This is a genomic window from Pelagerythrobacter aerophilus (genome assembly GCF_003581645.1).
GTDB lineage: Bacteria > Pseudomonadota > Alphaproteobacteria > Sphingomonadales > Sphingomonadaceae > Pelagerythrobacter > Pelagerythrobacter aerophilus.
In genome coordinates, this window is sequence record NZ_QXFK01000016.1 from 230,529 (window position 1) to 256,443 (window position 25,915).

22 protein-coding genes and 2 tRNA genes are annotated in these 25,915 nt (G+C 67.3%); 11 read left to right on the forward strand and 13 right to left on the reverse strand.

The features are described from left to right. Nucleotides 1-137 precede the first annotated feature (137 nt). A complete protein-coding gene (locus tag D2V04_RS09435; RefSeq protein WP_119513371.1) occupies nt 138-3,143 on the forward strand; it encodes a TonB-dependent receptor in 3,006 nt (1,001 codons plus the stop codon). Between the two features lie 112 nt (nt 3,144-3,255). Here the strand turns inward: D2V04_RS09435 and D2V04_RS09440 are convergent, their stop codons facing one another. From D2V04_RS09440 to D2V04_RS09455, 4 genes are all read right to left on the reverse strand, one after another. After that, on the reverse strand, nt 3,256-4,278 hold the full coding sequence (locus D2V04_RS09440) for a LacI family DNA-binding transcriptional regulator (protein ID WP_119513373.1): 1,023 nt from the start codon (nt 4,276-4,278) through the stop codon (nt 3,256-3,258). Nucleotides 4,279-4,379: 101 nt separating this feature from the next. Continuing rightward, nucleotides 4,380-4,455: transfer RNA gene (locus D2V04_RS09445), tRNA-Thr, on the reverse strand. 53 nt (nt 4,456-4,508) lie between these two features. Next, nucleotides 4,509-5,432 carry a hypothetical protein gene (locus D2V04_RS09450; protein WP_182849717.1) on the reverse strand — a complete coding sequence of 308 codons (924 nt, stop codon included), beginning with the start codon at nt 5,430-5,432 and terminating at the stop codon, nt 4,509-4,511. Beyond that, the gene (locus D2V04_RS09455; RefSeq protein ID WP_119513377.1) at nt 5,393-6,715 is read right to left on the reverse strand and encodes a replication-associated recombination protein A; all 1,323 of its coding nucleotides are present in this window, start codon (nt 6,713-6,715) and stop codon (nt 5,393-5,395) included. The genes D2V04_RS09450 and D2V04_RS09455 overlap by 40 nt, the downstream gene beginning before the upstream one ends. Before the next feature lie 102 nt (nt 6,716-6,817). Between D2V04_RS09455 and D2V04_RS09460 the strand changes: the two genes are divergently transcribed. The 3 genes from D2V04_RS09460 to D2V04_RS09470 all read left to right on the forward strand — a co-directional run bounded on the left by D2V04_RS09460 (nt 6,818) and on the right by D2V04_RS09470 (nt 8,306). Next, a complete protein-coding gene (locus D2V04_RS09460; protein WP_228766344.1) occupies nt 6,818-7,465 on the forward strand; it encodes a PadR family transcriptional regulator in 648 nt (215 codons plus the stop codon). After that, entirely contained in the window at nt 7,462-7,782 is a 321-nt protein-coding gene (locus D2V04_RS09465; RefSeq protein WP_119513381.1) for a DUF2218 domain-containing protein, read from the forward strand. Before D2V04_RS09460 ends, D2V04_RS09465 begins: the two co-directional genes overlap by 4 nt. Before the next feature lie 71 nt (nt 7,783-7,853). Then, nucleotides 7,854-8,306 (forward strand): hypothetical protein, encoded by a 453-nt coding sequence (locus tag D2V04_RS09470; protein WP_228766345.1) that lies wholly within the window; start codon nt 7,854-7,856, stop codon nt 8,304-8,306. On the opposite strand, the gene D2V04_RS09475 is transcribed toward D2V04_RS09470, so the two are convergent. After that, entirely contained in the window at nt 8,303-9,457 is a 1,155-nt protein-coding gene (locus D2V04_RS09475) for a glycosyltransferase family 4 protein (protein ID WP_119513383.1), read from the reverse strand. The genes D2V04_RS09470 and D2V04_RS09475 overlap by 4 nt on opposite strands. Before the next feature lie 177 nt (nt 9,458-9,634). Between D2V04_RS09475 and D2V04_RS09480 the strand changes: the two genes are divergently transcribed. From D2V04_RS09480 to D2V04_RS09500, 5 genes are all read left to right on the forward strand, one after another. Next, on the forward strand, nt 9,635-10,795 hold the full coding sequence (locus D2V04_RS09480) for a phosphoserine transaminase (RefSeq protein WP_119513385.1): 1,161 nt from the start codon (nt 9,635-9,637) through the stop codon (nt 10,793-10,795). A gap of 139 nt (nt 10,796-10,934) precedes the next feature. After that, entirely contained in the window at nt 10,935-12,518 is a 1,584-nt protein-coding gene (gene serA / locus D2V04_RS09485) for a phosphoglycerate dehydrogenase (RefSeq protein WP_119513387.1), read from the forward strand. 97 nt (nt 12,519-12,615) lie between these two features. Continuing rightward, nucleotides 12,616-13,722 carry an ATP phosphoribosyltransferase regulatory subunit gene (locus tag D2V04_RS09490; protein WP_119513389.1) on the forward strand — a complete coding sequence of 369 codons (1,107 nt, stop codon included), beginning with the start codon at nt 12,616-12,618 and terminating at the stop codon, nt 13,720-13,722. A gap of 80 nt (nt 13,723-13,802) precedes the next feature. Beyond that, entirely contained in the window at nt 13,803-15,098 is a 1,296-nt protein-coding gene (locus D2V04_RS09495; RefSeq protein ID WP_119513391.1) for an adenylosuccinate synthase, read from the forward strand. Nucleotides 15,099-15,170: 72 nt separating this feature from the next. Further along, complete coding sequence (locus tag D2V04_RS09500; protein ID WP_119513393.1) at nt 15,171-16,145, forward strand: winged helix DNA-binding protein; 975 nt, start codon at nt 15,171-15,173, stop codon at nt 16,143-16,145. Between the two features lie 1,037 nt (nt 16,146-17,182). Here the strand turns inward: D2V04_RS09500 and D2V04_RS09505 are convergent. From D2V04_RS09505 to argH, 5 genes are all read right to left on the reverse strand, one after another. Further along, nucleotides 17,183-17,755: a TMEM165/GDT1 family protein gene (locus D2V04_RS09505; RefSeq protein WP_119513395.1), complete on the reverse strand. Its 573-nt coding sequence runs from the start codon at nt 17,753-17,755 to the stop codon at nt 17,183-17,185. A 213-nt stretch (nt 17,756-17,968) separates the two neighbouring features. Then, nucleotides 17,969-18,745, reverse strand: a complete 777-nt coding sequence (locus tag D2V04_RS09510; protein ID WP_119513397.1) for a precorrin-2 dehydrogenase/sirohydrochlorin ferrochelatase family protein — start codon at nt 18,743-18,745, stop codon at nt 17,969-17,971. Further along, nucleotides 18,742-20,001, reverse strand: coding sequence for a diaminopimelate decarboxylase (gene lysA / locus D2V04_RS09515; RefSeq protein ID WP_119513399.1), 1,260 nt, complete (start codon nt 19,999-20,001; stop codon nt 18,742-18,744). The genes D2V04_RS09510 and lysA overlap by 4 nt, the downstream gene beginning before the upstream one ends. Nucleotides 20,002-20,090: 89 nt before the next feature. Beyond that, nucleotides 20,091-20,330, reverse strand: a complete 240-nt coding sequence (lptM, locus tag D2V04_RS09520) for an LPS translocon maturation chaperone LptM (protein WP_119513588.1) — start codon at nt 20,328-20,330, stop codon at nt 20,091-20,093. Continuing rightward, nucleotides 20,330-21,706, reverse strand: coding sequence for an argininosuccinate lyase (gene argH / locus D2V04_RS09525; RefSeq protein WP_119513401.1), 1,377 nt, complete (start codon nt 21,704-21,706; stop codon nt 20,330-20,332). Before argH ends, lptM begins: the two co-directional genes overlap by 1 nt. Before the next feature lie 61 nt (nt 21,707-21,767). On the opposite strand from argH, the gene D2V04_RS09530 reads away from it, so the two are divergent. Continuing rightward, nucleotides 21,768-22,301, forward strand: a complete 534-nt coding sequence (locus D2V04_RS09530; protein ID WP_228766346.1) for a TlpA family protein disulfide reductase — start codon at nt 21,768-21,770, stop codon at nt 22,299-22,301. A 3-nt stretch (nt 22,302-22,304) separates the two neighbouring features. Here the strand turns inward: D2V04_RS09530 and D2V04_RS09535 are convergent, their stop codons facing one another. Next, a complete protein-coding gene (locus tag D2V04_RS09535; protein WP_119513403.1) occupies nt 22,305-23,447 on the reverse strand; it encodes an MFS transporter in 1,143 nt (380 codons plus the stop codon). Nucleotides 23,448-23,459: 12 nt separating this feature from the next. Next, nucleotides 23,460-23,535, reverse strand: a tRNA-Val gene (locus tag D2V04_RS09540). Between the two features lie 78 nt (nt 23,536-23,613). Here D2V04_RS09540 and D2V04_RS09545 point away from each other — a divergent pair. Next, nucleotides 23,614-24,594, forward strand: coding sequence for an asparaginase (locus D2V04_RS09545; RefSeq protein WP_119513405.1), 981 nt, complete (start codon nt 23,614-23,616; stop codon nt 24,592-24,594). Between the two features lie 165 nt (nt 24,595-24,759). Here the strand turns inward: D2V04_RS09545 and D2V04_RS09550 are convergent, their stop codons facing one another. Continuing rightward, on the reverse strand, nt 24,760-25,872 hold the full coding sequence (locus D2V04_RS09550) for a zinc-binding dehydrogenase (protein ID WP_119513407.1): 1,113 nt from the start codon (nt 25,870-25,872) through the stop codon (nt 24,760-24,762). Between the last annotated feature and the right edge of the window lie 43 nt (nt 25,873-25,915).

Genomic DNA, 25,915 nt, shown 5'->3' on the forward strand with positions numbered 1-25,915 from the left:
AGAGATATGCAAGAAAAAGCCTGCAGGGGCCGCGGCTGCCGAGTCGACTCTCTACGGGGTCGCCGGGCGCGCGGATCCGCACTGGTCGAAAACGACAGTTTCCGCGCGCGAAGACGCGGATTGGGAGGATTAGGAATATGATCAGCGGAACAGTGTGCACTCGCAGGACCTTGCTCGGCGCCGCATCGGTGCTGACGGTGGCATGTGCGGGTACGCCGGCCTTTGCGCAGTCGGAGGAGCCGGCGGAGGAAAGCGCGGAAGTCGAGGGCGGTGCGGCCAGCAACGAGATCGTCGTGACGGGCTTTCGCGCCTCGCTGGAGAATGCGCTCAACGCCAAGCGCGAGTCCAATCTCATCATCGAATCGGTCACGGCCGAGGACATCGGGAAATTCCCCGACCAGAACGTGGCGGAATCGCTCCAGCGTCTTCCGGGCATCCAGATCGACCGTGAAAACGGGCAGGGCTCGAAGGTCAGGATTCGCGGGCTCGAGCAGAACGTGACGCTGCTCAACGGCGAGCTCTTCGTGAGCGGGCTGGAAGTCTACAAAGTCGGCGAGGGGAACTACAACCGCAACGACAGCCTCGAAGGCGTGCCGTCCGAACTGATCGGCGGCATCGAAGTATTCAAGTCGCCGAACGCCTCGCTGCTCGAAGGCGGCTTGGGCGGCATCGTCAACCTGAAGACGCGCAATCCTCTCGACCTTCAAGACGGGCTGACGGTCGCCGGAAACGTCAAGATGAGCAAGGGCAGCGAGATCGGCGGCTGGGAGCCGGCCGGTGCCGCGGTCGTCGGCTACAACTTCAACGATCGCCTCGGCGTCATTGCCTCGTTCAGCTATGAGAAGACCAACAATCACGTCAACGTGCTCGGCGGCGACAACCGCGGCAACTGGGCCTTCGACGAGGGCCGCCGCGACACCGCGACCGTGCCCACGAACTACTATGCCCCCGAATATCGCTACATCACCGATCGCGACCAATATCGCCGGCGCTGGGGCGCGTCACTCGGTATCAATTTTCGGCCGACCGACCAGCTGGAAGTCAGTGCGCAGTACTTCCACTCAGACCTGAAAATCGACACGCGCGAAGCGTCGGTCAAATTCCCGTTCGGACAGGGCGAGTCGCAGGGTCTGGTCGGGGACTACAACATAAACGACGACGGCATCCTGCTCGAAGGAACGGTGCGTGCGCAGTCGGCCGAGGCCATCTCGTTCGTCGACGTATCGAACATCAAATCGGACAATCTCCAGTTCAAGGTCGATTGGGACAACGAGACCAACTTCCGCGCGTCTGTCACGGCAACCTACTCGTCCTCCAAGATGGATCGGGAAGTGGCGAACAACGACGTGCGCTACACCGCCTACGGCGTCCGCGGCCCGGGCACCTCGGGACCGCAGCCAGGCTTCACGCCGAACTCCGAGGCCCCGCCGACGTTCGACTTCACTTACCGGAATGGCGATTTCCCGAGCTTCGGCATCGCCGACGGCAGCCCGCAGGATCTGTTCAACAATCCTGCCTACGGCTTCTTCAAGTCGCACTGGGCGTTCGGCGACCGTTCGGACATCAAGGGCAACTCAATTCGCGCCGACTTCGCCTATGACGTCGACGACAGCGATACGAACACGATCACGCTGAGTGCCGGGTTCCGCTACGGGCAGCGGACGGTGGACTTCACCTCAGGCCGCTATCTCGCCGATTACAGCGGCAAGGGCGAAATGGACGCGACCGCGATCCCCGAGGACGAGCGCGTCGACGGCTATTCCTACAACTGGACGCCCTATGGCTACTTCCAGGACGGGGCGATCGGCTACAAGATCTGCGACCTTCCCGAGGCGAACAAACCCGCGGCGTTTGCCGGGTGCACGCGCTTCGGAAACTCGCCCGCGCTGATCACGCCTTACGCCACTTTCGAGAGCAATCCGGAGCGGGTCGAGACGATCACCGACTTCGCGGGTGGCGGGCATGTCGAGGGCGACACGGTGATGGTCGCCGACCGCTCGCAAATGACCAATGCGCTCGAATGGATTCAGTCGCTCTATCCCGACACCCCGTTCAGCTTCTTTGCCGATCCGTTGCAGACCTACCGGGTCAAGGAAGAGACGAAGTCCGGCTATGTCATGGCCGACATGGGCGGTCTCGACGATCCCTATCACGTCAACGTCGGGCTGCGGATCGTCAATACCAACCTGACGGTCGACCAGAACCAGCCGGAAGGCGTCGACCCCAGCTATTGGGGGACCGACAACTGGAACGGCGTGCTGCGCGACTTCACGACCAACAGGGTGGTCCGCAGCTACACGGACTTCCTGCCGAGCGCGAACGTGGTGTTCGATGTGAACGAGGGCAGCAAGGTCCGCTTCTCCGCGGCGCGAGTCGTCGCGCGGCAACCGCTCGTTTCGCTGGGGCAGGGGTTTGCCACACAGTTCACCCGCGACCCGGCGGACGACCTGTTCAAATTCACCAACGGCAGCCGCGGCAATGCCGAGCTCGAGCCTTTCCGTGCCTATCAGTTCGATCTCGGGTTCGAGCACTATTTCGGAGACCAGGGCCTGCTGTCGGCCGGGCTGTTCTGGAAGGAAGTGGACAGCTTTATCGTCAACGAGACGATCGCCGTATTCGTGAACGATCAGGCCGGTGGCAGGCTGGGCCCGGTCTCGCAGCCCGCGAACGGTTCCGGCGGCCGCGTCAAGGGCTTCGAACTGGCGGCACAATATGCGTTCGACTTCGGCCTCGGTTTCACCGCCAACTATACGTTTTCGGACACGAGCACCGATTTCAGCACCGACTTCACCGACAATCTGCCCTTGCCCGGCGTGTCGAAGCATTCGGCCAACGGGCAGGTCTATTTCGAGAAGTACGGCTTCGCCGCGCGTGCCTCGTATAGCTGGCGCTCGAAGCAATATCTCGGCAACTTCGGCTTTGCCGACGGGTCGGTCACGCGCACGCTCGGCATCTACCAGAAGCCCTACGGCCAGCTCGACGGGCAGATCAGTTACAAGTTCACCGACAACTTCGAGGTGTTCGCAGAAGCGATCAACATCACCAAAGCCGACACGCGGGTCTACCTGCAGTTCCCGGATCTGCCTTTTCGGTATGAATCGGGCTCGAGGCGGTTCTACGGCGGGGTGAAATTCAGCTTCTGATCCGTATCGGAGCGAGGCGGCGGCTCTTCCAGGCGAAGAGCCGCCGTTCGCCATTCGTCGCCGAGGTGCGGTGTCGGCACAGGCCAGACGCTGAGCCGGCTGGCGGAGGAGCCTAGCTGGGCGGCGGTGCGGCGGTCAGGCGCTCGACGAGTTGGTGCCCGTGGATGATCCTCTCACGCGGCGGATCGCCCGCCAATTCGCCCAGCAGCATGTCGGTGGCCGTCTTCGCCATCTCGACGACAGGCTGCCGCACCGTCGTCAGCCGGGGCCATACGATGCGCGCGATTTCGGAATCGTCGAAGCCCACGATCGAGAGGTCGGCGGGGACGTTGAACCCGAGCTCGCGCGCCGCCGACATGGCGCCCACGGCCATATCGTCGTTCTGCGCCAGTATCGCGGTGGGCCGGAGCTTGCGTGACAGGAGCCGCCTGGTCGCCTCATAGCCCGATTCAAAGCTGAAATCGCCGGTTTCGACCAGTTCGGGATGCCGCGCTACTCCGTGCGCGTCGAACGCCTGATGATAGCCGCTCAGCCGCTGGTCGCTGGCGGCGTGAGCCGGGTCGCCCATGATGACGGCAATGACCCGGTGTCCGAGGCCGATGACATGCTCGGCGATCTCTCGCGCCGCAGCCACGTCGTCCATTGCGGTCCACTGCCCGACGTCGAGCTGCGACTGGGGCGCGATGCGGGCAAAGGGAATACGGGCGTCGAGCAGGCCCGTGAGGATCTCGGGATGGTCGGATGCGGGGGGCGCAAGGATGACGCCGTCGAGCCCGGCCGATCGCACGAGGCTCACCACCTCCTGCGGATGATCCGTCACCGATTCCACGGGGAGCACGACCAGCCGATAACGCTCGCCGTGCAACCGTTCCAGCGCGCCTCGCTGTAGTTCGACGACATAGCTTGGGCTGGGTTTCTCATAAATCAGCCCGACGAGATACGATTGCCGCCGAACCAGGCCCTGCGCCAGCACGTTGGGATGATAGTTGAGCTCCTTCGCGGCGCTGAGAACCTTCTTGCGCAGCGCGGGCGTGATGTGCGGCTCGTTATTGAACACCCGCGACACGCTCTTGGGCGACACTTGCGCCAGCTTGGCGACATCGATGATCGTCGACCGTTTTGTCCCGCGAGCCATACCGGAATGGCTGGCGAAACTGTCCTACGTTGTCAATCTGAGAGATTGTGTAACTGGGCTGGCGCGCCGGATGTGCTGCACATTGTCGAAAGGGGAGGGGTTGGTGCCGGCTGCAGGAATCGAACCCGCGACCTGATGATTACAAATCAACTGCTCTACCAACTGAGCTAAGCCGGCTCCGATGCTTCCAAGTCGTGATGCGACAAGGACGCAAGCGCGCGCCCTTTGCTTCAAAGTGCGCCGAAGGTCCAGCCCTCGGTGCGCGCGATTTCGCGGGTGAGGCCGCCGGGTTGCCAGCGGGCAGGGTCGTTTGCCACGTCGCGCAGCCAGACGGCGGCGAGCAATGCGTCGGAGCTGTGGTCGTCGATCGGGCCATCGCCCGCGACCGGCGGAGAGGCGAGCGCACCGAGCGCGCGGTTGAGGTCCACGATCGTGCGTATCTTGCTTCGTGCTGCAGAGCGCCGGGCGTCGAGTGCGGCGAGCGAGGTATATATCTCGACCAGCACGGAGCCCGTCTCCGGCAGCGGATCGACCGGCCAGACGGGCAGGGCACCTTCGAGCCGATGAAGCACGCGCATGCCGGTGAGGCTTGACTTGCCGACCTGCGCCGCCCCGATGAGATTAAAGTTCGAGTATGGTTTACATCCCTGCGCGGCCTGCGCGTGCTCGGTCACGCGGAAGCGCCCGCGGCCGTGGGCGGCGCCGTCGCAGCGGAAGCGCTCGCCCTCGCGCCCGCCGTGGCGGCGGAAGTATGTGCTGAGGTCCGGGTGATCGACGAAGGAGGAGGCGCCGAGGTGCGGGTCGTCGGCGCAGATGTCGTCGACCATCGCCCACAGGCTGCGCGCGTCAGGCGGTGAGTTTGTAAGCCCCGGGAAGAACCCTTCGCAATCGGCGAAGGGGAGGGACATGCCGAGATCGAGCCCCACGAGGGTGTCGGGCGGCAGGTCTTCGAGCAGGAGGGCCAGCACGTCCGCTCGCGACCAGCCTCGGCCGCGGTCGATCAGCACCGGCGGACCGCCGGCAGCGTCGGCGAGGGCGAGTGCAATCCCCTTGTGCCGCTCACCCGCGGCGCCCGACCAGTCGATGGCGAGGAAATGGGAGAAGCGGGGGAAGGTCACTCTCCGCGCAGTTCCCGCCGCCGCTTGTCCCACCATTCCATCCGCTTGAGGACTTCGCGCTCGAAACCGCGTTCTGCCGGGGCGTAATAGGTCTGCGGCTCCATCTCCTCGGGCCAGTAGTTCGCCCCGGAGAAGGCATCCTCGCTGTTGTGATCGTAGGCGTAGCCTTTGCCGTAGCCGATGTCCTTCATCAGCTTGGTCGGGGCATTGAGGATGTTCTGCGGCGGCATCAGGCTGCCGGTTTCCTTGGCGCTGCGCCAGGAGGCTTTTTGCGCACGGTACGCGGCGTCGGACTTCGGGGCGGTGGCGCAATAGAGGCACGCCTGCACGATCGCGAGTTCGCCTTCCGGGCTGCCAAGGAAATCGTACGCATCCTTCGCGGCGAGGCACTGCACGAGCGCCTGCGGATCGGCGAGGCCGATGTCCTCGCTGGCGAAGCGCACGAGACGGCGCAGGACATAAAGCGGCTCCTCTCCCGCGGTCAGCATGCGGGCGAGATAGTAGAGCGCTGCCTGAGGGTCGGAGCCGCGCAGGGATTTGTGCAGCGCCGAGATGAGGTTGTAGTGCCCCTCGCGATCCTTGTCGTAGACCGCCACGCGCCGCTGGAGGAAGCTGCCGAGTTCCGCTGGGCCGAGCGGCTTCTCGATCTTCGCGGCGTAAAGCGTTTCGGCCTGGTTGAGCAGGAAGCGTCCGTCGCCGTCTGCGCTCGCGACCAAAGCGCTGCGCGCCTCGGCGGTGAGAGGGAGTGGGCCTTCGAGTTCCTCCCCGCGTTCGAGCAGCTTCTCGAGCGCGGCCGCATCGAGCCGGTGGAGGATCAGGACCTGCGCGCGCGAAAGAAGCGCGGCGTTGAGCTCGAAGCTTGGGTTTTCGGTCGTCGCGCCCACCAACGTCACCGTGCCGCGCTCGACGAAGGGCAGGAAGCCGTCCTGCTGGGCGCGGTTGAAGCGGTGGATCTCGTCCACGAACAATAGCGTGCGCTGGCCGGCTTCGGCCGCCTTGTCGGCCGCGGCGAAGGCTTTCTTGAGGTCAGCGACGCCGGAGAAGACCGCGCTCACCGCCTCGAACCGCATGCCCACCGCGGCGGCGAGCAGACGTGCGATGCTGGTCTTGCCGGTGCCGGGCGGTCCCCACAGGATCATGCTCGACAGCCGTCCCGCGGCGACCATGCGGCCGATCGCGCCCTCCGGTCCGGTGAGATGTTCCTGTCCGACCACCTCTTCCAGCGTACGCGGGCGCAGGCGATCGGCGAGCGGCGCGTCGGCGCGCGGCTCGGACGGTGGGGAGCCCTCGGGCAGGGTGTCGGGAAAGAGATCGGCCATCAGCCAGGCAGATAGGAAATCGCACGCGTCGCCGCGAGGGGTTCTTGAAATTCGATAGCTCTAAGATATATCGTGAAGCATCGAAGAGAAGGATCTGTGAAAATGCGACACATGAATTATCACGCAGGCCGCGGCTGGAAGCGCGGCGGGCGCCACTGGGCAGCGGCGTTCGGAATGGACGGTCCGTTCGGACCCGAGGGGCCCTTCGGTCCGGGAGGGCCTTTCGGCGAGCACGGCCCGTTCGGTCCCCGCGGGCCTTTCGGCGGCGGTGGCGGGCGCGGGCATCGGCGCGGGCGGATGTTCGGACATGGCGAACTGCGCCTTGCCCTGCTGAAGATGCTCGCCGACGAGCCGCGCCACGGCTACGAACTGATCAAGGCGATCGAGGAACTGACCGGCGGTGTCTATGCCCCGAGCCCCGGCGCGGTCTATCCCACGCTCCAGCTTCTCGCCGACGAAGGCATGATCGAGGAGCGCGGCGACGACAGCCCGCGCAAGGCCTTCGCTGCGACGGAGACCGGCCGGGCCGAACTGGCCGACAAGGCGGAGGAGGTCGAGGCGCTGTTCGAGCGGCTTTCCGCGCACGGCGAGCGCGAGCACCGCGGCCGCTCCCCGCACCTGTGGCGGGCGATGGGCAATCTCGCGAACGTGCTCAAGCACCACGCGCGGGCCGGCAAGCTCGACGAGGAGGCAATCGACAGCATCGTCGATATGATCGACGAGATGGCGAAGAGGATCGAACGGCTATGAGAGTATCCAGCACGGCAATAGTGCCGACCGGAAACGGATCGCGCTATCTCCAGCAGCTCTGCAAGCACTGGTCGCACAATCTTTCGGTCGAGTTTTCGGCGGAGGAGGGGCGGGTCACCTTCCCGGCGGAAGGCCGCAGCGGCAGTTGGGCGGGCGATGCCACGCTGTTCCTGAAAGCATCGCCCGAGACGCTCGAATGCCGAATCGACGCGAGCGAGCCCGGGCAGCTCGAAGTGCTCAAGGGCGTTGTCGCCGAGCATCTCGACCGCTTCGCCTTCCGCGAGGCACCGCTGACCTTCGACTGGCGCGACGGCTGACCCCCGGCTGGCGTACCGGCGGCGGGAGTGGTATTCTCGCCGTCGGGTCGCCTGGAGAGGGGGTTCGAAAAATGGTGGAAGCTGCCAACAAGACGCCGTGGCACCTGTGGCTGATCGGCGTGCTCGCCACATTGTGGAACGCGTTCGGCGCGAACGACTACACGCAGACGCAGATAGGCAACCGCGGCTATTTCGAGGCGATGGGTTTCGATGCGGCCACGACCGATGCCGCGCTGGCCTTCTTTGCCGGCGCTCCGGCTTGGGCCGACGCAGCCTGGGCGCTGGGCGTCTGGGGCGGTCTCGCCGGTTCAATCCTGCTGCTGCTGCGCAGCCGTTGGGCGATCGCCGGCTTCGTCGCCTCGCTGCTCGGTCTCGCGGGTTCGACGATCTATCAGACGCAGATCGAGTTTCCGCCGGAGCTCGCCGAGATGAACAGCCCGGCGATGTTCGCGGTCATCTGGGCGGTCGCGCTGGCGCTGCTCTGGTACGCCTGGACTATGCGCAAGCGCGGCGTCCTGCGCTAAAGCTTGCGGCGTTTCGCCTCGACCAGGCGGAGATAGGTATCCGCCACGGTCTGGTTGATCGCGTCCCAGCTGAAATCCTTGCTGCGCGCCTCGCCCGCCGCGCCGTGGCGCGCGCGCAATTCGGCGTCGGTGCAATAGGGAGCAATCGCTTCGGCGAACGCGACCGGGCAGCCGGGCGGGACGAGCGTGCCGGTCTCGCCATCGCGTACGAGGCTGGCACTTCCCGTCGCTCCGGCGGCTACGACCGGCAGGCCGCAGGCCATCGCTTCCAGCGTCACATTGCCGAAAGTCTCGGTGATCGAGGGATTGAAGAACACGTCGCCGCTCGCGAGCGCGCGGCCGAGGTCGGCGCCGGTCTGGAAACCGGCGAAGATGCCGCCCGGCAGCGCCCTCTCGAACCAGCAGCGGGCGGGGCCGTCGCCGATCACCAGCACCTTGTGCGGCACCTGGCGCTTGCGCAGCTCGATGATGGTGTCCGCGAAGATGTCGAGACCCTTCTCCATCACCAGTCGGCCGAGGAAGACCACGGCCACGTCGTCGTCGCCTATGCCGAGCGAGCGGCGCCAGGCGATGTCGCGCTTGGCGGAAGCGAAGATCGTGCGGTCGACCCCGCGCGTCCACAGCGAGATGTCGCGGTTCATCCCCTGCTCGCGCAAGGTCTCGATCATGCTCTGCGAAGGTGCGACCAGGGCATCGCAGCGGTTGTAGTAGCGCCGGATGAACGCCTCGAGCCAGGGCTCGGTGAAACCGAGCCCGTAGTACCGCGGATAGGTTTCGAACCGCGTGTGGACCGATGCCAGCACGGGAATGTTCCGCGCGCGAGCCCAGCGGAGCGCGGCGTGCCCGGCCAGATCGGGCGAGGAAGTGTGGACGATGTTCGGCGCGAAGCGCTCGAGGTCCGCGTAGTTCTCCTTCGAAAGGCCGAGCGGGAAGCGGTATTCGGACCTGCCGGGTATCGCCACGCTCGGCACGCCGACGAGGTCGCCGACCGGCGGAAACGCCGGCTCCGGCACCATCGGCGCATAGACGCGGACGGCCGCGCCCCGGTTCAGTAGATGGCCGACGAGCCGGTTCAGCGCCTGATTCGCACCGTCGCGGACGTAGTTGTAGTTGCCGCTGAACAGGGCGATGCGAAGGTCTGCGGTCTCCATGGCCGGGCAAGCCCATAGGGGGATGTCGCGCGCTTGGCGAGAGGCGGCGCAATTGAAATGTCATGCGATCGGGGGATGCAATCCTATGCGTGCTTGACTTGTTGCGGCGCAACATTATTGCCGCGCGTGGGCCACGCGGTCCCAACGCCGCGCGTGCTCTCTGCAAGGAGAGAATACATGACTGACCTTACGCCTCCGGCCCTGAAGCCGGAGCGCCCCTATTTTTCGTCCGGTCCCACGGCAAAGTTCCCGGGCTGGTCCCTCGACAAATTGAAGACCGATTCGCTGGGGCGCTCGCACCGCTCCGCGCTCGGCAAGGCGCGTCTGAAGTACGCGATCGACCTGTCGCGCGAACTGCTCGGCGTTCCCGAGGACTACCTCGTCGGCATCATGCCGGGCTCCGACACCGGCGCACTCGAATGCGCGATGTGGACGATGCTGGGCGCACGGCCGGCGACGGTGGCGGCGTGGGAAAGCTTCGGCAACGTCTGGATTCAGGACGCCGCCAAGCAGCTCAAGCTGAAGGGCCTGACGACGCTGGACGCCGATTACGGCGAAATCCCCGATCTCGCCGCGATCCCGCAGGACAACGACGTCGTCTTCACCTGGAACGGCACCACCAGCGGTGCGAAGATTCCGAACACGGACTGGCTTGCCCCAGGCCGCGAAGGCGTGACGATCAACGACGCCACCAGCGCCGTCTTCGCGATGGAGATGGACTGGCCCAAGCTCGATGCCACGACCTATTCTTGGCAGAAGGTCATGGGCTCCGAGGCGCAGCACGGCATGCTGATTCTCAGCCCCAAGGCGGTCGAGCGGATCGAGAGCTTCGACCCCGAGTGGCCTCTGCCCAAGCTGTTCCGACTCAAGAAGGGCGGCAAGATCAACCGCGGCATCTTCGAAGGCGCGACGATCAACACCCCGTCGATGCTGGCGACCGAAGACTATATCGCCGCGCTCGAATGGGCGCAGGCGATCGGTGGCCGCAAGGCCCTGTTCGAGCGGGCCGATGCCAACGCGAAGATCGTTTACGACTGGATCGAGGCGACACCCTGGCTGCGCAACATGGTCGCGGACCCCGCTCAGCGGACCAACACCGGCGTGTGCTTCGTCTTCCAGGGCGACTGGTACGACAGCCTCTCGCCGGAAGAGCAGGCCGACGTGCCGAAGAAGATCGTCAAGAAGCTCGAAGGGCTCGACGTAGCCTACGACTTCAACGGCTATCGCGACGCCCCGCCGAGCTTGCGCATCTGGTGCGGCGCCACCGTCGAGCAGGAGGACATCAAGCGCCTGCTGCCGTGGATCGAGTGGGCTTACGAGAGCCTGAAGAACGGGTGATGTGAGACACAAGCCCTCTCCCCTTCAAGGGAGAGGGTTGGGAGAGGGGAAGTTCCTCTCCATTCCGCAACTTATTCAAGGGCCGGTGACGAGTCCCCCTCTCCCCGGCCCTCTCCCCTGAAGGGGAGAGGGAGCTATCATGACCAAACCCAAAGTCCTCATTTCCGACAAGATGGACCCCAACGCCGCGCGCATTTTCGAGGAGCGCGGGTGCGAGGTCGACGTGAAGCCCGGCATGACGCCCGACGAACTCAAGGCCGTGATTGGCGAGTACGACGGCCTTGCCATCCGCTCGGCGACCAAGGTGACCCGCGACATTCTCGATGCAGCGACCAACCTCAAGGTGATCGGCCGCGCCGGTATCGGGGTCGACAACGTCGATATTCCCTATGCCAGCTCCAAAGGCGTGGTGGTGATGAACACGCCGTTCGGCAACTCGATCACCACCGCCGAGCATGCGATCGCCCTGCTGATGGCGCTCGCTCGCCAGATCCCGGCGGCCGACACGCAGACCCAGCGCGGCGAATGGCCCAAGAGCGCGTTCATGGGCGTCGAAGTCACCGGCAAGACGCTCGGCCTGATCGGCGCCGGCAACATCGGCTCGATCGTCGCCAGCCGTGCGCTCGGCCTCAAGATGAAGGTCGTGGCCTTCGACCCGTTCCTGACGCCCGAGCGGGCGATCGAGCTCGGGGTCGAGAAGGTCGATCTCGAGACGCTTCTCGCGCGCGCCGATTTCATCACGCTGCATACGCCGCTGACCGATCAGACGCGCAACATTCTCAGCCGCGAGAACCTCGGCAAGACCAAGCCCGGCGTGCGTATCGTCAACTGCGCGCGTGGTGGACTGGTCGACGAGGCGGCACTGAAGGAGCTGCTCGACAGCGGCCACGTCGCGGGCGCGGCGCTCGACGTGTTCCAGACCGAGCCGGCGAAGGATTCGCCGCTGTTCGGCACGCCGAATTTCATCTGCACCCCGCACCTTGGCGCCTCGACCACCGAAGCGCAGGTCAACGTCGCCTTGCAGGTGGCGGAGCAGATGGCGGACTACCTCGTCAACGGCGGCGTCACCAATGCGCTCAACATGCCGAGCCTGAGCGCCGAGGAAGCGCCCAAACTGAAGCCCTACATGGCGCTGGCGGAAAACCTCGGCTCGCTCGTCGGCCAGCTCGCGCACGGCAATCTCGACAAGATCAGCATCGAGCGCGAAGGGCACGCCGCCGAACTCAGCGGCAAGCCGATCACCGGCGCCGTTCTGGCCGGTCTGATGCGAGAGTATTCGGACAGCGTGAACATGGTCAATGCGCCGTTCCTCGCCAAGGAACGCGGGATCGACGTGCGCGAAGTGCGGCACGATCGCGAAGGGGTGTACCACACGCTCGTCCGCGTCACGGTGGCAACCGAAGCCGGCGACCGCTCGGTCGCGGGCACGCTGTTCGGTGCCGGTGCGCCGCGCCTGGTCGAGATCTTCGGCGTCGCGATCGAGGCGGATCTCAAGGGCAACATGCTCTACATCGTCAACGAGGATGCACCGGGCTTCATCGGCCGCATCGGTACGCTGCTGGGCCAGAACGGGATCAACATCGGCACCTTCCACCTCGGCCGCCGCGATGCGGGCGGGGAGGCGGTGCTGCTGCTCTCGGTCGACCAGCCGATTCCGGACGACGTAGTGAAGCAGGCCTGCGCGCTCGAAGGCGTGCGGATGGTGAAGCCGCTGGCGTTCTGACGACCCATGCGGCAGAGGGGCGGCGTCCCGCGGGACGCCGCTTCGCCGCAAGCCCGTCGCAAAGGACTGGCGCCGGCCAACGGAAGAGGGGAGCACAGTGACCGATCCCGACGATCTCCTGCCGGAAGGTCTTGAGGACCGTCTCCCGCGTCAGGCAGCGGCGCTGACCGCGGCCATGCGGGGTGCGCTCGACGTGCTCGACTCGCACGGATACGACCGCGTGCGGCCGCCGCTGGTGGAGTTCGAGCGGTCGCTGGCCGGGCGGATGGACGGCGTGCAGCCGCGGCGCATGTTCCGCTTCGTCGACCCGGCGAGCCTGCGCACGCTCGCGCTTCGCTCCGACATGACGCCGCAGATCGGCCGCATCGCCGCGACCAGCCTGGCCGGCGTGCCGCGCCCCGTGCGGCTGTGCTACGCCGGCGAAGTGGTGACGATCCGCGCCGACCAGCTCGACCCGGCGCGCCAGAAGCTGCAGCTCGGTGCGGAGCTCGTCGGCAGCGACAGCGCCGAGGCGGCCGGGGAGATCGTCGCCCTGGCGGTCGAGGCTCTGGAAGCCGCCGGCGCGCGCGGCATATCGGTCGACTTCACCATGCCCGACCTGGTCGATACCCTGGCGGCCGACGCCCTGCCGATCCCACCCGAGCAGATCGAGGCTGTTCGGCGCGAGCTGGACATGAAGGATGCCGCCGGCCTGCGGCAGGCGGGCGGCGAGGCTTACGTGCCCTTGCTCTACGCCGCGGGCGAGTTTGGCGAAGCCATCGGCCGGGTCGCCGAAGTCGACAATCACGGTGCACTCGCAAGCCGGATCGAGGGGCTGCGCAAGGCCGCGGCGCGCGTGCCCGCCGGGGTGCGCTGCACGCTCGATCCCGCCGAGCGGCACGGCTTCGAATACCAGAGCTGGTTCGGCTTCATGCTCTACGCCGCGGGTGTCCGCGGTGCGGTCGGCCGGGGCGGCACATATTGCATCCGCGGGAGCGAGGAGCGCGCGACCGGCTTCTCGCTCTATCTCGACGGGCTCGCCGAAGCGGCGACCGGCACACCGCCCCGCGACACGCTCTACCTTCCGCTCGACCACGATAGCGGGGCGGCCGCGCGTCTGCGGGCGATCGGCTGGCGCACGGTGGCGGCGCTGTCCGAGGAGGACGATGCGCGCGCGCTTGGCTGCACGCACCGGCTCGAAGGCACCGAAGTTGTCCCGCTATAGGCGCCTCGCGCCTTGCCCTTACTGCGCCCACGGCCTAACGCCCGGCGCGTTTTGATCGCACAGGAGCAGGTAGTCGCCGAATGGCCAACGTAACCGTGATCGGCGCCCAGTGGGGCGATGAAGGCAAAGGCAAGATCGTCGACTGGCTCGCCAGCCGCGCCGACGCCGTGGTCCGCTTCCAGGGCGGGCACAATGCCGGCCACACGCTGGTGGTGGGCGACAAGGTCTACAAGCTCAGCCTGCTGCCCAGCGGCATTGTCACCGGCACGCTCTCGATAATCGGCAACGGCGTGGTGCTCGACCCGTGGGCGCTTAAGGCGGAGATCGAAAAGCTCGAAGGGCAGGGCGTGACGATCACGCCGGACAACTTCGCGATTGCCGACAACTGCCCGCTGATCCTGCCGCTCCACCGCGATCTCGACGGTCTGCGGGAGACCGCGGCGGGTGCGGGCAAGATCGGCACCACCGGGCGCGGCATCGGCCCGGCCTACGAAGACAAGGTCGGCCGCCGCGCGATCCGGGTGTGCGATCTGGCGCATCTCGACCACCTCGAACCGCAGCTCGACCGCCTGTGTGCGCATCACGACGCGCTGCGCGCCGGGTTCGATCAGCCGCCGGTCGATCGGGACGAGCTGCTGGCCGACTTGCGCGAGATCGCGCCTTTCGTGCTCCAGTTCGCGCAGCCGGTGTGGAAGCGGCTCAAGAAAGTGCGCAAGGCCGGGGCGAAGATCCTATTCGAAGGCGCGCAGGGCGTGCTGCTCGACGTCGATCACGGCACGTATCCCTTCGTCACCAGCTCGAATACCGTCAGCGGCACGGCCGCGGCCGGATCGGGGCTGGGGCCGGGCAGCACCGGCTTCGTGCTCGGGATCGTCAAGGCCTACACCACGCGCGTCGGCAGCGGGCCGTTCCCGACCGAGCTGAACGACGACGTCGGCCAGCGGCTGGGCGAGCGCGGACACGAATTCGGCACCGTCACCGGCCGCCAGCGGCGCTGCGGCTGGTTCGATGCGGTGCTGGTGCGGCAGAGCTGCGCGATCAGCGGCGTGACCGGGATCGCGCTGACCAAGCTCGACGTGCTCGACGGATTCGATACCGTGCGCATCTGCACCGGCTATCGCCTCGACGGAAAGATCCTCGACTACTTCCCCTCGCACGCCGCCGATCAGGCCGCGGTCGAGCCGATCTACGAGGAAATGGAAGGCTGGCGCGAGACCACCGCGGGCGCGCGGAGCTGGGCCGATCTTCCGGCACAGGCGATCAAGTACATCCAGCGCGTGCAGGAACTGATCGAAACGCCGGTCGCCCTGGTCTCCACCAGCCCCGAGCGTGAGGACACGATCCTCGTGCGCGACCCCTTCGTCGACCGGGGCTGAATTACCTCCATTCTTGACTTAACCCCGCTTTGTTCTACTCGTGTTCGCAGCTAAGCTTGCGGAGACGAGTGCATGGGACAAGTGGATTTTGCCTACGATATGGTGGCGAACGGGGAGAGAGCGGCGCTCGCGGTAGCGATATACGCCGACCGCATGGAGCAGCGGCAGGCGATCGGCGAGGACGCGATGGCCGCGGGTTTGCGGCTGGGCGAACTGGGGTCGGTCGCATCGCTGGCCGAAGGCGACGTTCGAGTGCTAGCCGACGTGGTCGTGCTCGATTGCCCGGAAGCCGACGCCGCGACACTGGCTGCGCTTGCCCGGCTCGACGTGCGCGCCGCGCGCTCCGGTGCGCAGCTGGTGGTTTCGACGAGCATGGCCGCGCTGGAGCCGGTCTTCGGCTGCCTCGATCTCTCGCGTGCGCAGATCCTGGTCGCCCCGACCCGGGCGGAGCGGGTGATCGCGCTCGGCAGCGCGCTCTCGGCCATTTCCGGTGCGCGCGTGCGCGAGCTTTCGGACGATGACCGGCTGACGCTGATCCGCCTGACCGAACAGGTCGGCGAGATCGCCGCGCGGCTCGATCGCCTGTCGGCCGGGCTGCCCGAGAAATCGAACGTCTTCCGGTTCGAATCACCTTCGCAGGATTACCGTGGCGGGGAGGAGAGTGCGGAGCGCGAGCTGCTGCGCAAGCCGCGCTCGCCACTGCCCGACCCGCGGCTGGTCCGCCGGATCATTCGCCAGCGGCGACTGCGCGCGAAATACTTCGGTGCGGAGTTCTTCGCCGATCCCGCGTGGGACATGCTGCTCGATCTCACCGCGGCGCGGGCCGAGCATGCGCGCGTATCGGTCAGCTCGCTGTGCATCGCGAGCGGCGTCCCGCCGACCACGGCGCTGCGCTGGATCGGGCAGATGACCGAGGCCGGGCTGTTCGAACGGCAGGAGGACCAGACCGACCGCCGCCGCGCCTTCATCACCCTCAGCGACCGCGCCGCCGACGCCATGGCCCGCTATTTCGAGGAACTGGGACGAGCGGCGGACGGGCTGGTCTAGGGCGCGGTTAAAGGTTGGTGTGTCGGCGGGGCTGGGTTCTCCAAAGGGGCCGCCACCCGTCCCGGCGCGCCCCTCTCGTCATCCCAGCGCAAGCTGGGATCGCTCTCGGCCAGGTCGGACTTTGCTGCACGCGATCCCGGCGTTCGCTGGGATGACGCAAGCGGCGGAAATGCACCCACGGCACCCACGCGAGAAATCCTCCGGCGGCGAACCCGGATGCGTGACGCCTGGTGAACTCGGATCGCGCGGCCGGTGCGGCATGCCAGGGGGCATGCGCGCGGGGTCGGGCGGTGGCGGTTTGCTTGCGAACGACCGACGGATGTGCCGCGGCGTGAGGTTCGCCGCACACGATCCGCTTGCCCGCCGCCGCCGCGGTGGGGCCCGGTTCGATCCCTGCGGTCCGGGAACGGCGGGCGCAGACGGCCGGGACTCGCCAAAAGTCCGCCCGTGCCCCGTGGCTGATCCGCCACGCCAGCGCGCGGTGTGCCGGCTGCCGGGAGACCCGGGGCTGATCGCCGGGTTCGCAAGGGCAGCGCGGGGACACCGCGGACATCCACATCCCGGCTTCCGGCGGAAGGGAGCGAGGCTTCCGGCTCCTTGAGGGGTACACCTGAGCCCTGTGCATCGCACGCCAGTCGCACCGGCCGCGCCGCTGGAGCGAAGAGCAGAGCCCATCGACCAGCGGAAGAGAGACAAGGCACCGTCGACTAGGTGCCTGCCCCGATCCTCGTTGCCTGGCGTTGAGGGCCACCAGGCGCGCACCCACTAACCCATATGGTTCATTTTGTCAAGATGGTTGGTGAAACGGGTGAGATGCGTTGTTTCCACCCTCGTCATCCCAGCGCACGCTGGGATGACGGAGGATGCAGGTAACGGAAAATGCGGATGGGGCGACGCAAGGGAAGGCCCGCCGTGCCACCGCTTTGCCTTCTCCCGCCTCCTTTTGTCATCCCCCCGTAAGCGGGGACACAGGGTCCGCCGTCAGTTATGGATCCCCGCGTTCGCCGCGGAAGGGGCGACGAACCTTGGGGTTTCGCCTAGAGCCAGCCCGCAGTCTCCAGCAGCAGCCAGACGCCCACGGCCAGGAACAGCAGCGCCGCCGCGGCACGTACGGCGCCGAGGGGGACGCGGGCGATCAGGGCGTTGCCGAGGAAGACCGCCGGGACGTTGGCGATCATCATCCCCAGCGTGGTACCGGCGGTGACGGTCAGCACGTTCTGGAACTGCGCGCCGAGCGCGATGGTGGCGACCTGCGTCTTGTCGCCCATCTCGACCAGGAAGAACGCCACCAGCGTCGCCAGGAAAGCCCCGAAGCGGGCCGGCTTCGGCGTCTCGTCCTCGTCGAGCTTGTCGGGCACCAGCGTCCACGCCGCCATGACGATGAAGGAGGCGGCGACCAGATAGCGGAACCAGATCCCGTCGAGCAGGAAGCTCGCGACCTCGCCCAGAAACGCAGCGAAGGCGTGGTTGGCGAGGGTGGCGAAGAGAATGCCGAGCACGATCGGCAGCGGTTGCTTGAACCGGGCCGCGAGCACGATCGCGAGCAACATGGTCTTGTCGCCGATCTCGGCGAGGGCGACCACGGCGGTCGATGTCAGAAAGGCTTCCAAGATGAATCTCCGGGCCGGGCAGCGACAAGACGAACGGCATCGCACCGCGCGCCCGGCCAGGCGGGGTGCCATGCCATCGGTCTCGCCCGAACGGTGTCCCGTCCCCCGCGCGCCACGGCCTCTCGGCCGAGTATGTTGACGCGCAGGCCCGCCCGCAGGCGGTCGGCTACTCCCCAGATGACGGGCCGGGCCTAGCCACGCGGTTCGTGAAGATCAACCCGCCGTGGTTCGGCGCAGGATGACAGTGTGTCCATGTCCGGAAAAGTTGCCGGGCAAGGGCTTGCGCACGGCATCGGCGCGCGCGCGGTTCAGGATCGCGAGGGACACGTCGGCATCGTGCAGGATCGTGTCGGCCTCGCCCAGCAGCCGCGCCTGCCGCAATGTCAGATCGTCGGGGTCGTCGCTGGCGAGCACGATCTCCACGCAGGAGCTGGCGGCACCATCGGCGGCATCGTCCAGCCATTCTTCGATCCGTTCCGCCGAGTCCTCCCGCAAGGGATCGAGCGGACCGCCTTCCGCCAGCGCGGCATCGAGCGCGCGGCGGCGATCGGCGGTATCCGGAAAGCGCCCGCGGATCGCCTCGCGCGCGGCATAGAGCCCCTCCGCCAGCCGCCCGAGCGATGGCGGCAGCAGCGCCTCCAGCCGCAGCCGCACGTGCTTGGCCAGCCCTGCCGAGGCGCCGCCGGTCCCCACCGCGACCAGCACCGGATCGCGGTCGAGCACGCTCGGCACGGTGAAATCGCACAGCTCGGGCCGGTCGGTCACATTAACCAGCAGCCCCTTGCCCTTCAGCCGCATGGCCGCCGCTTTGGCCTCCTGCGCGTCGTCGAGCGCGACGAACGCGAGCCGCGCATGATGCGCCTCCGCCTCGCCGCAGCACTGGCCGTCTGCGCGTTCGACCAGCCGCCGCTTCGCCTCCGCCGCATCGCCATCGCCGAGCACGACCACGCGCTCGCCCGCGACCCGGTGGAAGAGCGGCAGGCTCCTCATAGCCAGTCGGGCACCCGCTCGGCGTCCATGATCGCGTCGGCCGGGATGCGGTCCGCAACGACTGCGAACCGGTCGCCGTCGACCAGGACCTCGGGCACGAAGCCGCGGCTGTTGTAGCTGCTCGCCATCGTCGCGCCGTAAGCCCCCGCGGTGCGGAACACGGCGAGATCGCCGGCCGCAAGCGCGTCGATCTCGCGGTCCATCGCGAAAGTGTCACCGGTCTCGCAGATCGGGCCGACGACGTGCGAGGTCATTCTGTTTCCGTTGGGCGCGACCGCCTCGATGTCGTGCCAGGCCCCGTACATCGCGGGGCGGGCAAGGTCGTTCATCGCCGCATCGACGATCACGAACGGCGGGCCGTTGCCGCTGCGCTTGGAGCGGATCACACGGGTCAGCAGAATGCCCGCGTTGCCTGCGATCACGCGTCCGGGCTCGAAAGTGAGGCGCACGTCCCACCCGCTCGTCACCCGCGCGACCATGGCGCCGTAATCGGCAGGGGAGGGCATGACCTCGCCCGGCTTGTAGGGCACGCCGAGCCCGCCGCCGAGGTCGGCATGGGTGACCGAAAGCCCGGCCGCGCGCAGTTCCGCGATCAGGGCGCCGAGCTTGGTGAAGGCGCTCTCGAGCGGTTCGAGATCGCCGAGCTGGCTGCCGATGTGCACGGCCACGCCCCGCATATCGAGCCCGTCCTCCGCCGCCAGCGCGGCATAGATCGCGCCGGCGCGGTCGAGCGGAACGCCGAACTTGTTCTCCCGCTTGCCGGTCGAGATCTTCTCGTGCGTGCGGGCGTCGACGTCCGGATTGACCCGCAGCGCGCAGGCCGCCGTCTTGCCGAGGCGGCGTGCGATCGCGGCGAGCTCGTAGCCTTCTTCCTCGGACTCGATGTTGAACTGGCCGATGCCGGATTCGAGGCCCTGGACGAGCTCGGCATGGGTCTTCCCGACGCCGGAGAACACGACATCGGCCGGCGCCATCCCGGCTGCCAGCGCGCGCGTCAGCTCGCCGCCCGAGACGACATCGGCGCCGTAGCCTTCCTTCTGCAGGACGCTGAGCACCGCGAGATTGGGGTTCGCCTTGACTGCGAAAGCGAGGTGCGGCTGGTCGAGCGCCGACAGCCCTTCGCGGAACACGCGGGCGTGGCGCACCAGCGTGGCGCGCGAATAGACGTAGACGGGCGTGCCGACGGCTTCGGCGATCGCGGAAAGCGGCACGTCCTCGGCGTGAAGGACGCCGTTCTTGAGCTGGAAATGGTCCATGCGCGGGCGCTTAGCCGGTGCGCATGCGGCAGTCGAGCAAGCCTTGCTTGAAAGGGGAAAGGCAGGCCCTTCGCGTTTGGCGACAGGCGCTACTCCGGCGGCAGGTCGAAGGGATCGTCCTCGCGCTCTTCCGAGCGCTTGCGCAGTTCGACGCTGCGTTCGGGCGCGGCCTGCGGATCGAGCGCGAGCAGGTCTTCCGCGGTCGGGCGAACCTCGCTGCCGTAAGGCGCCGGCGGCAGCGATTGCCCCGGCAGCGGTTCGAGATCAGCCTTCTGCCCGCATCCGGCGAGAGCGGCGGCGAGGGCGAGCGGTGCGAGGATCCGGCGCATCATTCCTCCATGCCGAGCGCAGCGCGCGCTTCGGCCACCCGCTGCCTTACCTGATCGGGCGCGGTCCCGCCATAGGAGGCCCGCGCCGCGACCGATGCGTCGACCGACAGCGCGGCGAACACGCCTTCGCCGATCCGCCCGTCGATCGCCTGGAGGTCCGCCAGCGAGAGCTGGTCCAGCGCGACGCCCCGCTGCTCGGCCAGCTTGACCGCGGCGCCGGTGATATGGTGCGCCTCGCGGAACGGAATGTCCGCCTCGCGCACGAGCCAGTCGGCGAGATCGGTCGCGGTGGCATAGCCGAGTTCGGCCGCAGCGCGCATGCGGGCCGTGTCGAACCGGCTGTCCGCGACCATTCCGGTCATCGCCGCGATCGACAGCGCGAGCAGGCCCGCGGCCTCGAACACCGGCGGCTTGTCGTCCTGCATGTCCTTCGAATAGGCGAGCGGAAGGCCCTTCATCGTCACCATCAGCGAGGTGAGGCAGCCGACGATCCGCCCCGCGTGCCCACGGACCAGTTCGGCCGCGTCCGGGTTCTTCTTCTGCGGCATGATGCTGCTGCCGGTGCTGAGCGAATCGGGCAGGCGGATGAAGCCGAAAGGCTGGCTGGCCCAGAGGATCATCTCCTCCGCCAGCCGCGACAAGTGCAGCGAGCACTGCGCGGCCGCCTGCAGATAATCGAGCGCGAAATCCCGGTCGGACACGGCGTCGAGGCTGTTCGCGGTCGGGCGGTCGAAACCGAGCGCGTCGCAGGTCGCCCGGCGGTCGATCGCAAATCCCGTTCCCGCAAGCGCGGCGGAACCGAGCGGGCATTCGTTGAGCCGCGCCCGTGCGTCGGCGAAGCGGCTGCGGTCGCGGCGCACCATCTCGTAATAGGCCATCAGGTGGTGGCCGAGCGTCACCGGCTGCGCGGTCTGGAGGTGGGTGAAGCCGGGCATGACGCTGCCCGCATGCTCGTCCGCCCGTGTGACCAGCGCATGCTGGAGCGCGGCGAGACCCGCGTCGACTTGATCGATGGTCTCGCGCACCCAGAGCCGGAAATCGGTCGCCACCTGATCGTTGCGGCTGCGCGCGGTGTGCAGCCGCCCGGCCGCCGCGCCGATCAGCTCGGCAAGCCGGCTCTCGGTGGTCATGTGGATGTCTTCGAGGTCCCAGTTCTCGGGAACGCCGTTGGTTTCGTATTCTGCGGCGACCGCATCGAGACCGCGCGCGATCTCCGCCGCGTCGGCCTGCGAGACGATCCCCTGCGCGGCGAGCATCGCGACATGCGCCTTGCTCGCGGCGATATCCTGCCGCCAGAGAGCCTTGTCGAACGGGATGGAAGCGTTGATTTCGCGCATGATCGCGCTAGGGCCTTTGGCGAACCTGCCGCCCCACATCGCATTGGAACCGCCCTTGTCGCCGTCCCTGTCGTCCCGCTTTTCGCTCACGATAATCGCCTTGGCCCTGGTTGTTGCCGGCTGCGATAGGCAAGCGCCCGAGGAGGCGCAAGGCGAGGCCGCGTTGGCGGCGGACAAGGCGGACTTGTCGAGCGTGATCGACCGCAGCCGCGCAGGCGATCTGATGCCGGCCATGACCGTCTCCGACCCGGCGGGCAACCAGCTCAACCTCGCGGCGGCGCAGGGAACGCCGGTGCTGCTCAACTTATGGGCGACGTGGTGCGCACCGTGCGTGAAGGAATTGCCGCAGCTCGACGATCTCGCCGGCGAGTATGGCGACTCGCTGCGCGTCATCACCGTCAGCCAGGACATGGGCGGGGCGGAGAAGGTGGAGCCGTTCTTCACGCAGATGCAGTTCGAGCACCTGGAGCCCTGGATGGAACCGGACCTCGAACTGGGCTTCGCGCTCGAAAGCCAGAGCTTGCCGACCACCGTGCTCTACGATGCCAGCGGCCGCGAAGTCTGGCGCGTGGTCGGCGAATATGACTGGTCCAGCGCCGAAGTGCGCGAGGCGATTGCGGAGGCGACGCGCTAGCCGTCAGCGAGTCCCCTTCGTCACGACCGCCGCCGACAAGGGCACCAAGCAGAGCAGCCCGGCGAGCATCCAGAACGCGGCCGAAAGGCCCACGCCATGCGCAATGAACCCGATGACGGCGGGCCCGGCGAGAATTCCGGCATAGCCCATGGTGGTGATCGCGCCGATGGCCAGCGCCGGCGGCATCGCGTCCTGGGAGCCCGCGCGGCGGAAGAGCACGGGCACGATGTTGGAGGCACCGAACCCCACGAGAAGGAAACCGGCGAGTGCCACCGCGCTCGCGGAGGCAGTCAGCAGAACGGCGAGTCCGGTGACCGCGAGCGTGCCGCTGCCGATGAGCGTCGACCGGTCGCCGATCCGCGCCGTGAGCCTGTCGCCACCGAGCCGGCCGATCGTCATTGCGATGGAAAAGAGGATATAGCCGAGGCCTGCCTGATCGCGCGCGACCAGCCCCTCCTCCGCGATCAGGAGAGCGCTCCAGTCGAGCATCGCGCCTTCTACAAGGAAAGTCGCCGCGGCGAGTATGGCCAGCAGCAGAACTACACCGCGCGGGCGCACGAAAAGCGGCTCGTTTTCCGCAGCCGTGGCGGCGAGCAATCGCGGCGACGCGAGCAGGATCGCCGGAACGATCAGAGCGGCGAAAATCAACGTACCGGCGACCGGAGGAATGCCTGCGGTCAGAAAGACCGTCATCAGCGCGGCGCCCGCGAAACCGCCGATGCTGAAGAGCGCGTGAAAGCCCGACATCAGCGGTCGGGCGGCCGCTCGCTCCACCTCCACGGCATGGATGTTCATCGCGACGTCGATGGAACCGAGCGCGCCGCCGAAGACGAACAGCGTGGCGCCAAGGGCGAGCGGGGTGGCGGCGATGGCCAAGAACGGCAAGGTCGCCGCAAGGGCGAGCCCGCCTGCAACGATCACCGGCTTGCTCCCGAATCGTGCGCTGACCGGCCCCGCCGCGACCATCGCGGAAATCGACCCCAGGCCGATACAGAGGAGCAGCAGGCCGAGCTCCCCCTCATCGACACCGACACGGAGCTTTGCGAAGGGAACCAGCGGCGCCCAGCACGCCATCCCGAAACCCGCGACCAGGAATGCCAGGCGGGTAGCGGTACGCGTGGCTGGACGATCGGCGGAAAGCGACATCGAGGAATCCGGTGGTGGGCGGTGACGGGTTCGAACCGCCGACCCTCTCGGTGTAAACGAGATGCTCTACCAGCTGAGCTAACCGCCCCACGGTGCGCGGCGCTTCTAGCGTGCTCGCGCCGAGAATCAATTGCGAATGCCGCGCCTGCGCGTCTAGGGGCGGATCATGGCGCAGGCGCATCTTCTGGTTCTCGCAACGGGCGGCACGATTGCGGGGGTGGCGGGGTCCGCCTTGCGGCACGACTATCGCCCCGGCCAGATCGGGGTGGAGGACTATCTCGAAAAAGTCGGCGCGCTCGGGCTGGAGGCGCGGCTCGTCGGGCGGCAGATCGCCAATATCGGATCGGAAGATATCGGCGCGGCGATCTGGACGCGACTGCACGAGGAGATCTCCGCCGCCTTTGCCGATCCCGAATGCGAGGGTGTGATCGTCACCCACGGCACCGACACGGCGGAGGAAACCGCTTTTCTGCTCGACCTGACGCTGCCGACCACCAAACCGGTCGTGCTCGTCGGCGCGATGCGGCCGGCGGATGCGGTCGGATACGACGGGTTGCGGAACTTTGCCAACGCCGTGCGCGTGGCGAGCGATCCGGAAGCTGCGGGGCGCGGGGTGCTGGTGGTGATGGGCGACCGGGTGTTCGCTGCGCGCGACGTGCGCAAGGTCCGCACGCGCGGGACCGATGCCTTCCGCGGCTTCCCGCGCGACGCGGTCGGGCTGGTCACGCCGAGCGCGCTCGACTGGTTCGGCGCTCCGTGGCGTGCGGGCGAGGGTGCGCAATACGCCTATCACGCCGAGCTGCCGGAGGTACCGATCCTCTACATCTACGGCGGAATCGCCCCTGACGCGGCCGCGCGGCTGACCAGCGAGGCGACGCGCGGCCTGGTGGTCGCCGGGGTAGGCGAGGGCAACATGCCTGAGCCCCTGCGCGCCGAGCTGGTTCGCCTGCGCGAGAGCGGTGTCGCGGTCGTCCGCTCAAGCCGCCTCGACGAAGGGCTGGTCGACCGCGAGCCGGAGGACGACGCCAACGGCTTCATCGCCGCGCGCGCGCTCAACCCGCAGAAGGCGCGGATATTGCTGCAGGTGCTGCTGGCCAACGGGGTCGACGATCCGGCGGCGATCCAGGCGGCGTTCGACCGGCGGTAAAATGAAATAGATGCGTCATCCACTCTCTTCCCCGTCCAGAGGAGAGACACGCAGGCTTGCAAGCTTGCTCGCTAGCCGGAGTTGAGAGGAGGGACGATAGGGCCAGCGTCGCGCGATTCCCCCTCTCCCAACCCTCTCCCCTGAAGGGGAGAGGGCTATGGTCGCTCACCCCCAGGGCGTGACCAGATACTTCTCGCCCGTCTTCATCGCGCGGTAGTCGGTCGCCGCGTCCTTCTCCAGCATCTGCTCAAGCGTGACTTCGCGCTTGTAGTGGCTGGCGAACGTCGTGGTGATGTTGTCGAGCACGCGCTTGCGCATCCGCGCCATAGTCTCGGCGCCCGCCTGCGCGAGGAACGGCGTCAGCAGCCAGCCCGACAGCGTCCAGCCGAAGCCGTAGCTGGGGGTGAGGATCGTCGGCCCGAGGTCGAGCCGGCCATAGATGAACATGCGCTTCGGCTGGTTGGAACCGTAGCGGTTGTAGTCCTTCATCTTGGACACCGCGACGCGCTCCATCGCCTTGAAGCAGGCGTCGACCGTGGTCCCGCCGCCGATCGGGTCGAAACCGTAATAGGCGTCGGTCGCGTCGATCGCCTCGCACAGCTTCGGCAGGAAATCGTCGACCGAGGAATTCACGACCCACTTGGCGCCCAGCCCCTTGAGCAGATCGACCTGCTCCTGCTTGCGGACGATGTTGACCAGTTCGATCCCGTCTTCCTGGCAGATGCGGTTGAGCATCTGGCCGAGGTTGGACGCGGCGGCCGCATGGATGATCGCCTTCTGCCCGTCCATCTTGGCGTTCTCGATGAAGCCGAGCGCCGTCATCGGGTTGACGAAGGCGCTCGCCCCGTCGCGCGCGGACACGTCGCCCAGCGGCAGGCACATGGCGGCATCGGCGATCGCATACTGGGAATAGGCGTGGCCCGGCACGCAGGCGACGCGCTGGCCGACGAGCGCCTGCGCAGCTTCCGAATCGCCCGCCGCGACCACAGTGCCCGCACCCTCGTTGCCGACCGGCAGCCGCTGCCCGTGGCGGCCCTTGGCGCCCGAGTTGAACGGTTCGGGCATATTGGCGACGAGCTTGCCGGCGGAGAATTCGGCATTGTCGATGTCCGCGGGGCCGAACAGCAGCGCGAGGTCGCTCGGATTGATCGGCGCGGCTTCCATCTTCACCAGCACCTGGTTGCCGGTCGGATCGGGAAACTGCGTTTCGGCGACCTCCACCGTCAACGTGCCGTCGGGCGCGAGGGTGGTGAAAAGCTGCTTTCCGGTGGTGGTCATCGGTCGATCTCCTCTCTCTGGTTCATCGAGACGGCTCTGCCGC

Coding starts and splice junctions, on each gene's coding strand:
- D2V04_RS09435 (WP_119513371.1), top strand. CDS start 138: ATGATCAGCGGAACAGTGTGCACTCGCAGGACCTTGCTCGGCGCCGCA.
- D2V04_RS09440 (WP_119513373.1), bottom strand. CDS start 4,278: ATGGCTCGCGGGACAAAACGGTCGACGATCATCGATGTCGCCAAGCTG.
- D2V04_RS09450 (WP_182849717.1), bottom strand. CDS start 5,432: ATGGTGGGACAAGCGGCGGCGGGAACTGCGCGGAGAGTGACCTTCCCC.
- D2V04_RS09455 (WP_119513377.1), bottom strand. CDS start 6,715: ATGGCCGATCTCTTTCCCGACACCCTGCCCGAGGGCTCCCCACCGTCC.
- D2V04_RS09460 (WP_228766344.1), top strand. CDS start 6,818: ATGCGACACATGAATTATCACGCAGGCCGCGGCTGGAAGCGCGGCGGG.
- D2V04_RS09465 (WP_119513381.1), top strand. CDS start 7,462: ATGAGAGTATCCAGCACGGCAATAGTGCCGACCGGAAACGGATCGCGC.
- D2V04_RS09470 (WP_228766345.1), top strand. CDS start 7,854: ATGGTGGAAGCTGCCAACAAGACGCCGTGGCACCTGTGGCTGATCGGC.
- D2V04_RS09475 (WP_119513383.1), bottom strand. CDS start 9,457: ATGGAGACCGCAGACCTTCGCATCGCCCTGTTCAGCGGCAACTACAAC.
- D2V04_RS09480 (WP_119513385.1), top strand. CDS start 9,635: ATGACTGACCTTACGCCTCCGGCCCTGAAGCCGGAGCGCCCCTATTTT.
- serA (WP_119513387.1), top strand. CDS start 10,935: ATGACCAAACCCAAAGTCCTCATTTCCGACAAGATGGACCCCAACGCC.
- D2V04_RS09495 (WP_119513391.1), top strand. CDS start 13,803: ATGGCCAACGTAACCGTGATCGGCGCCCAGTGGGGCGATGAAGGCAAA.
- D2V04_RS09500 (WP_119513393.1), top strand. CDS start 15,171: ATGGGACAAGTGGATTTTGCCTACGATATGGTGGCGAACGGGGAGAGA.
- D2V04_RS09510 (WP_119513397.1), bottom strand. CDS start 18,745: ATGAGGAGCCTGCCGCTCTTCCACCGGGTCGCGGGCGAGCGCGTGGTC.
- lysA (WP_119513399.1), bottom strand. CDS start 20,001: ATGGACCATTTCCAGCTCAAGAACGGCGTCCTTCACGCCGAGGACGTG.
- lptM (WP_119513588.1), bottom strand. CDS start 20,330: ATGCGCCGGATCCTCGCACCGCTCGCCCTCGCCGCCGCTCTCGCCGGA.
- argH (WP_119513401.1), bottom strand. CDS start 21,706: ATGTGGGGCGGCAGGTTCGCCAAAGGCCCTAGCGCGATCATGCGCGAA.
- D2V04_RS09535 (WP_119513403.1), bottom strand. CDS start 23,447: ATGTCGCTTTCCGCCGATCGTCCAGCCACGCGTACCGCTACCCGCCTG.
- D2V04_RS09545 (WP_119513405.1), top strand. CDS start 23,614: ATGGCGCAGGCGCATCTTCTGGTTCTCGCAACGGGCGGCACGATTGCG.
- D2V04_RS09550 (WP_119513407.1), bottom strand. CDS start 25,872: ATGACCACCACCGGAAAGCAGCTTTTCACCACCCTCGCGCCCGACGGC.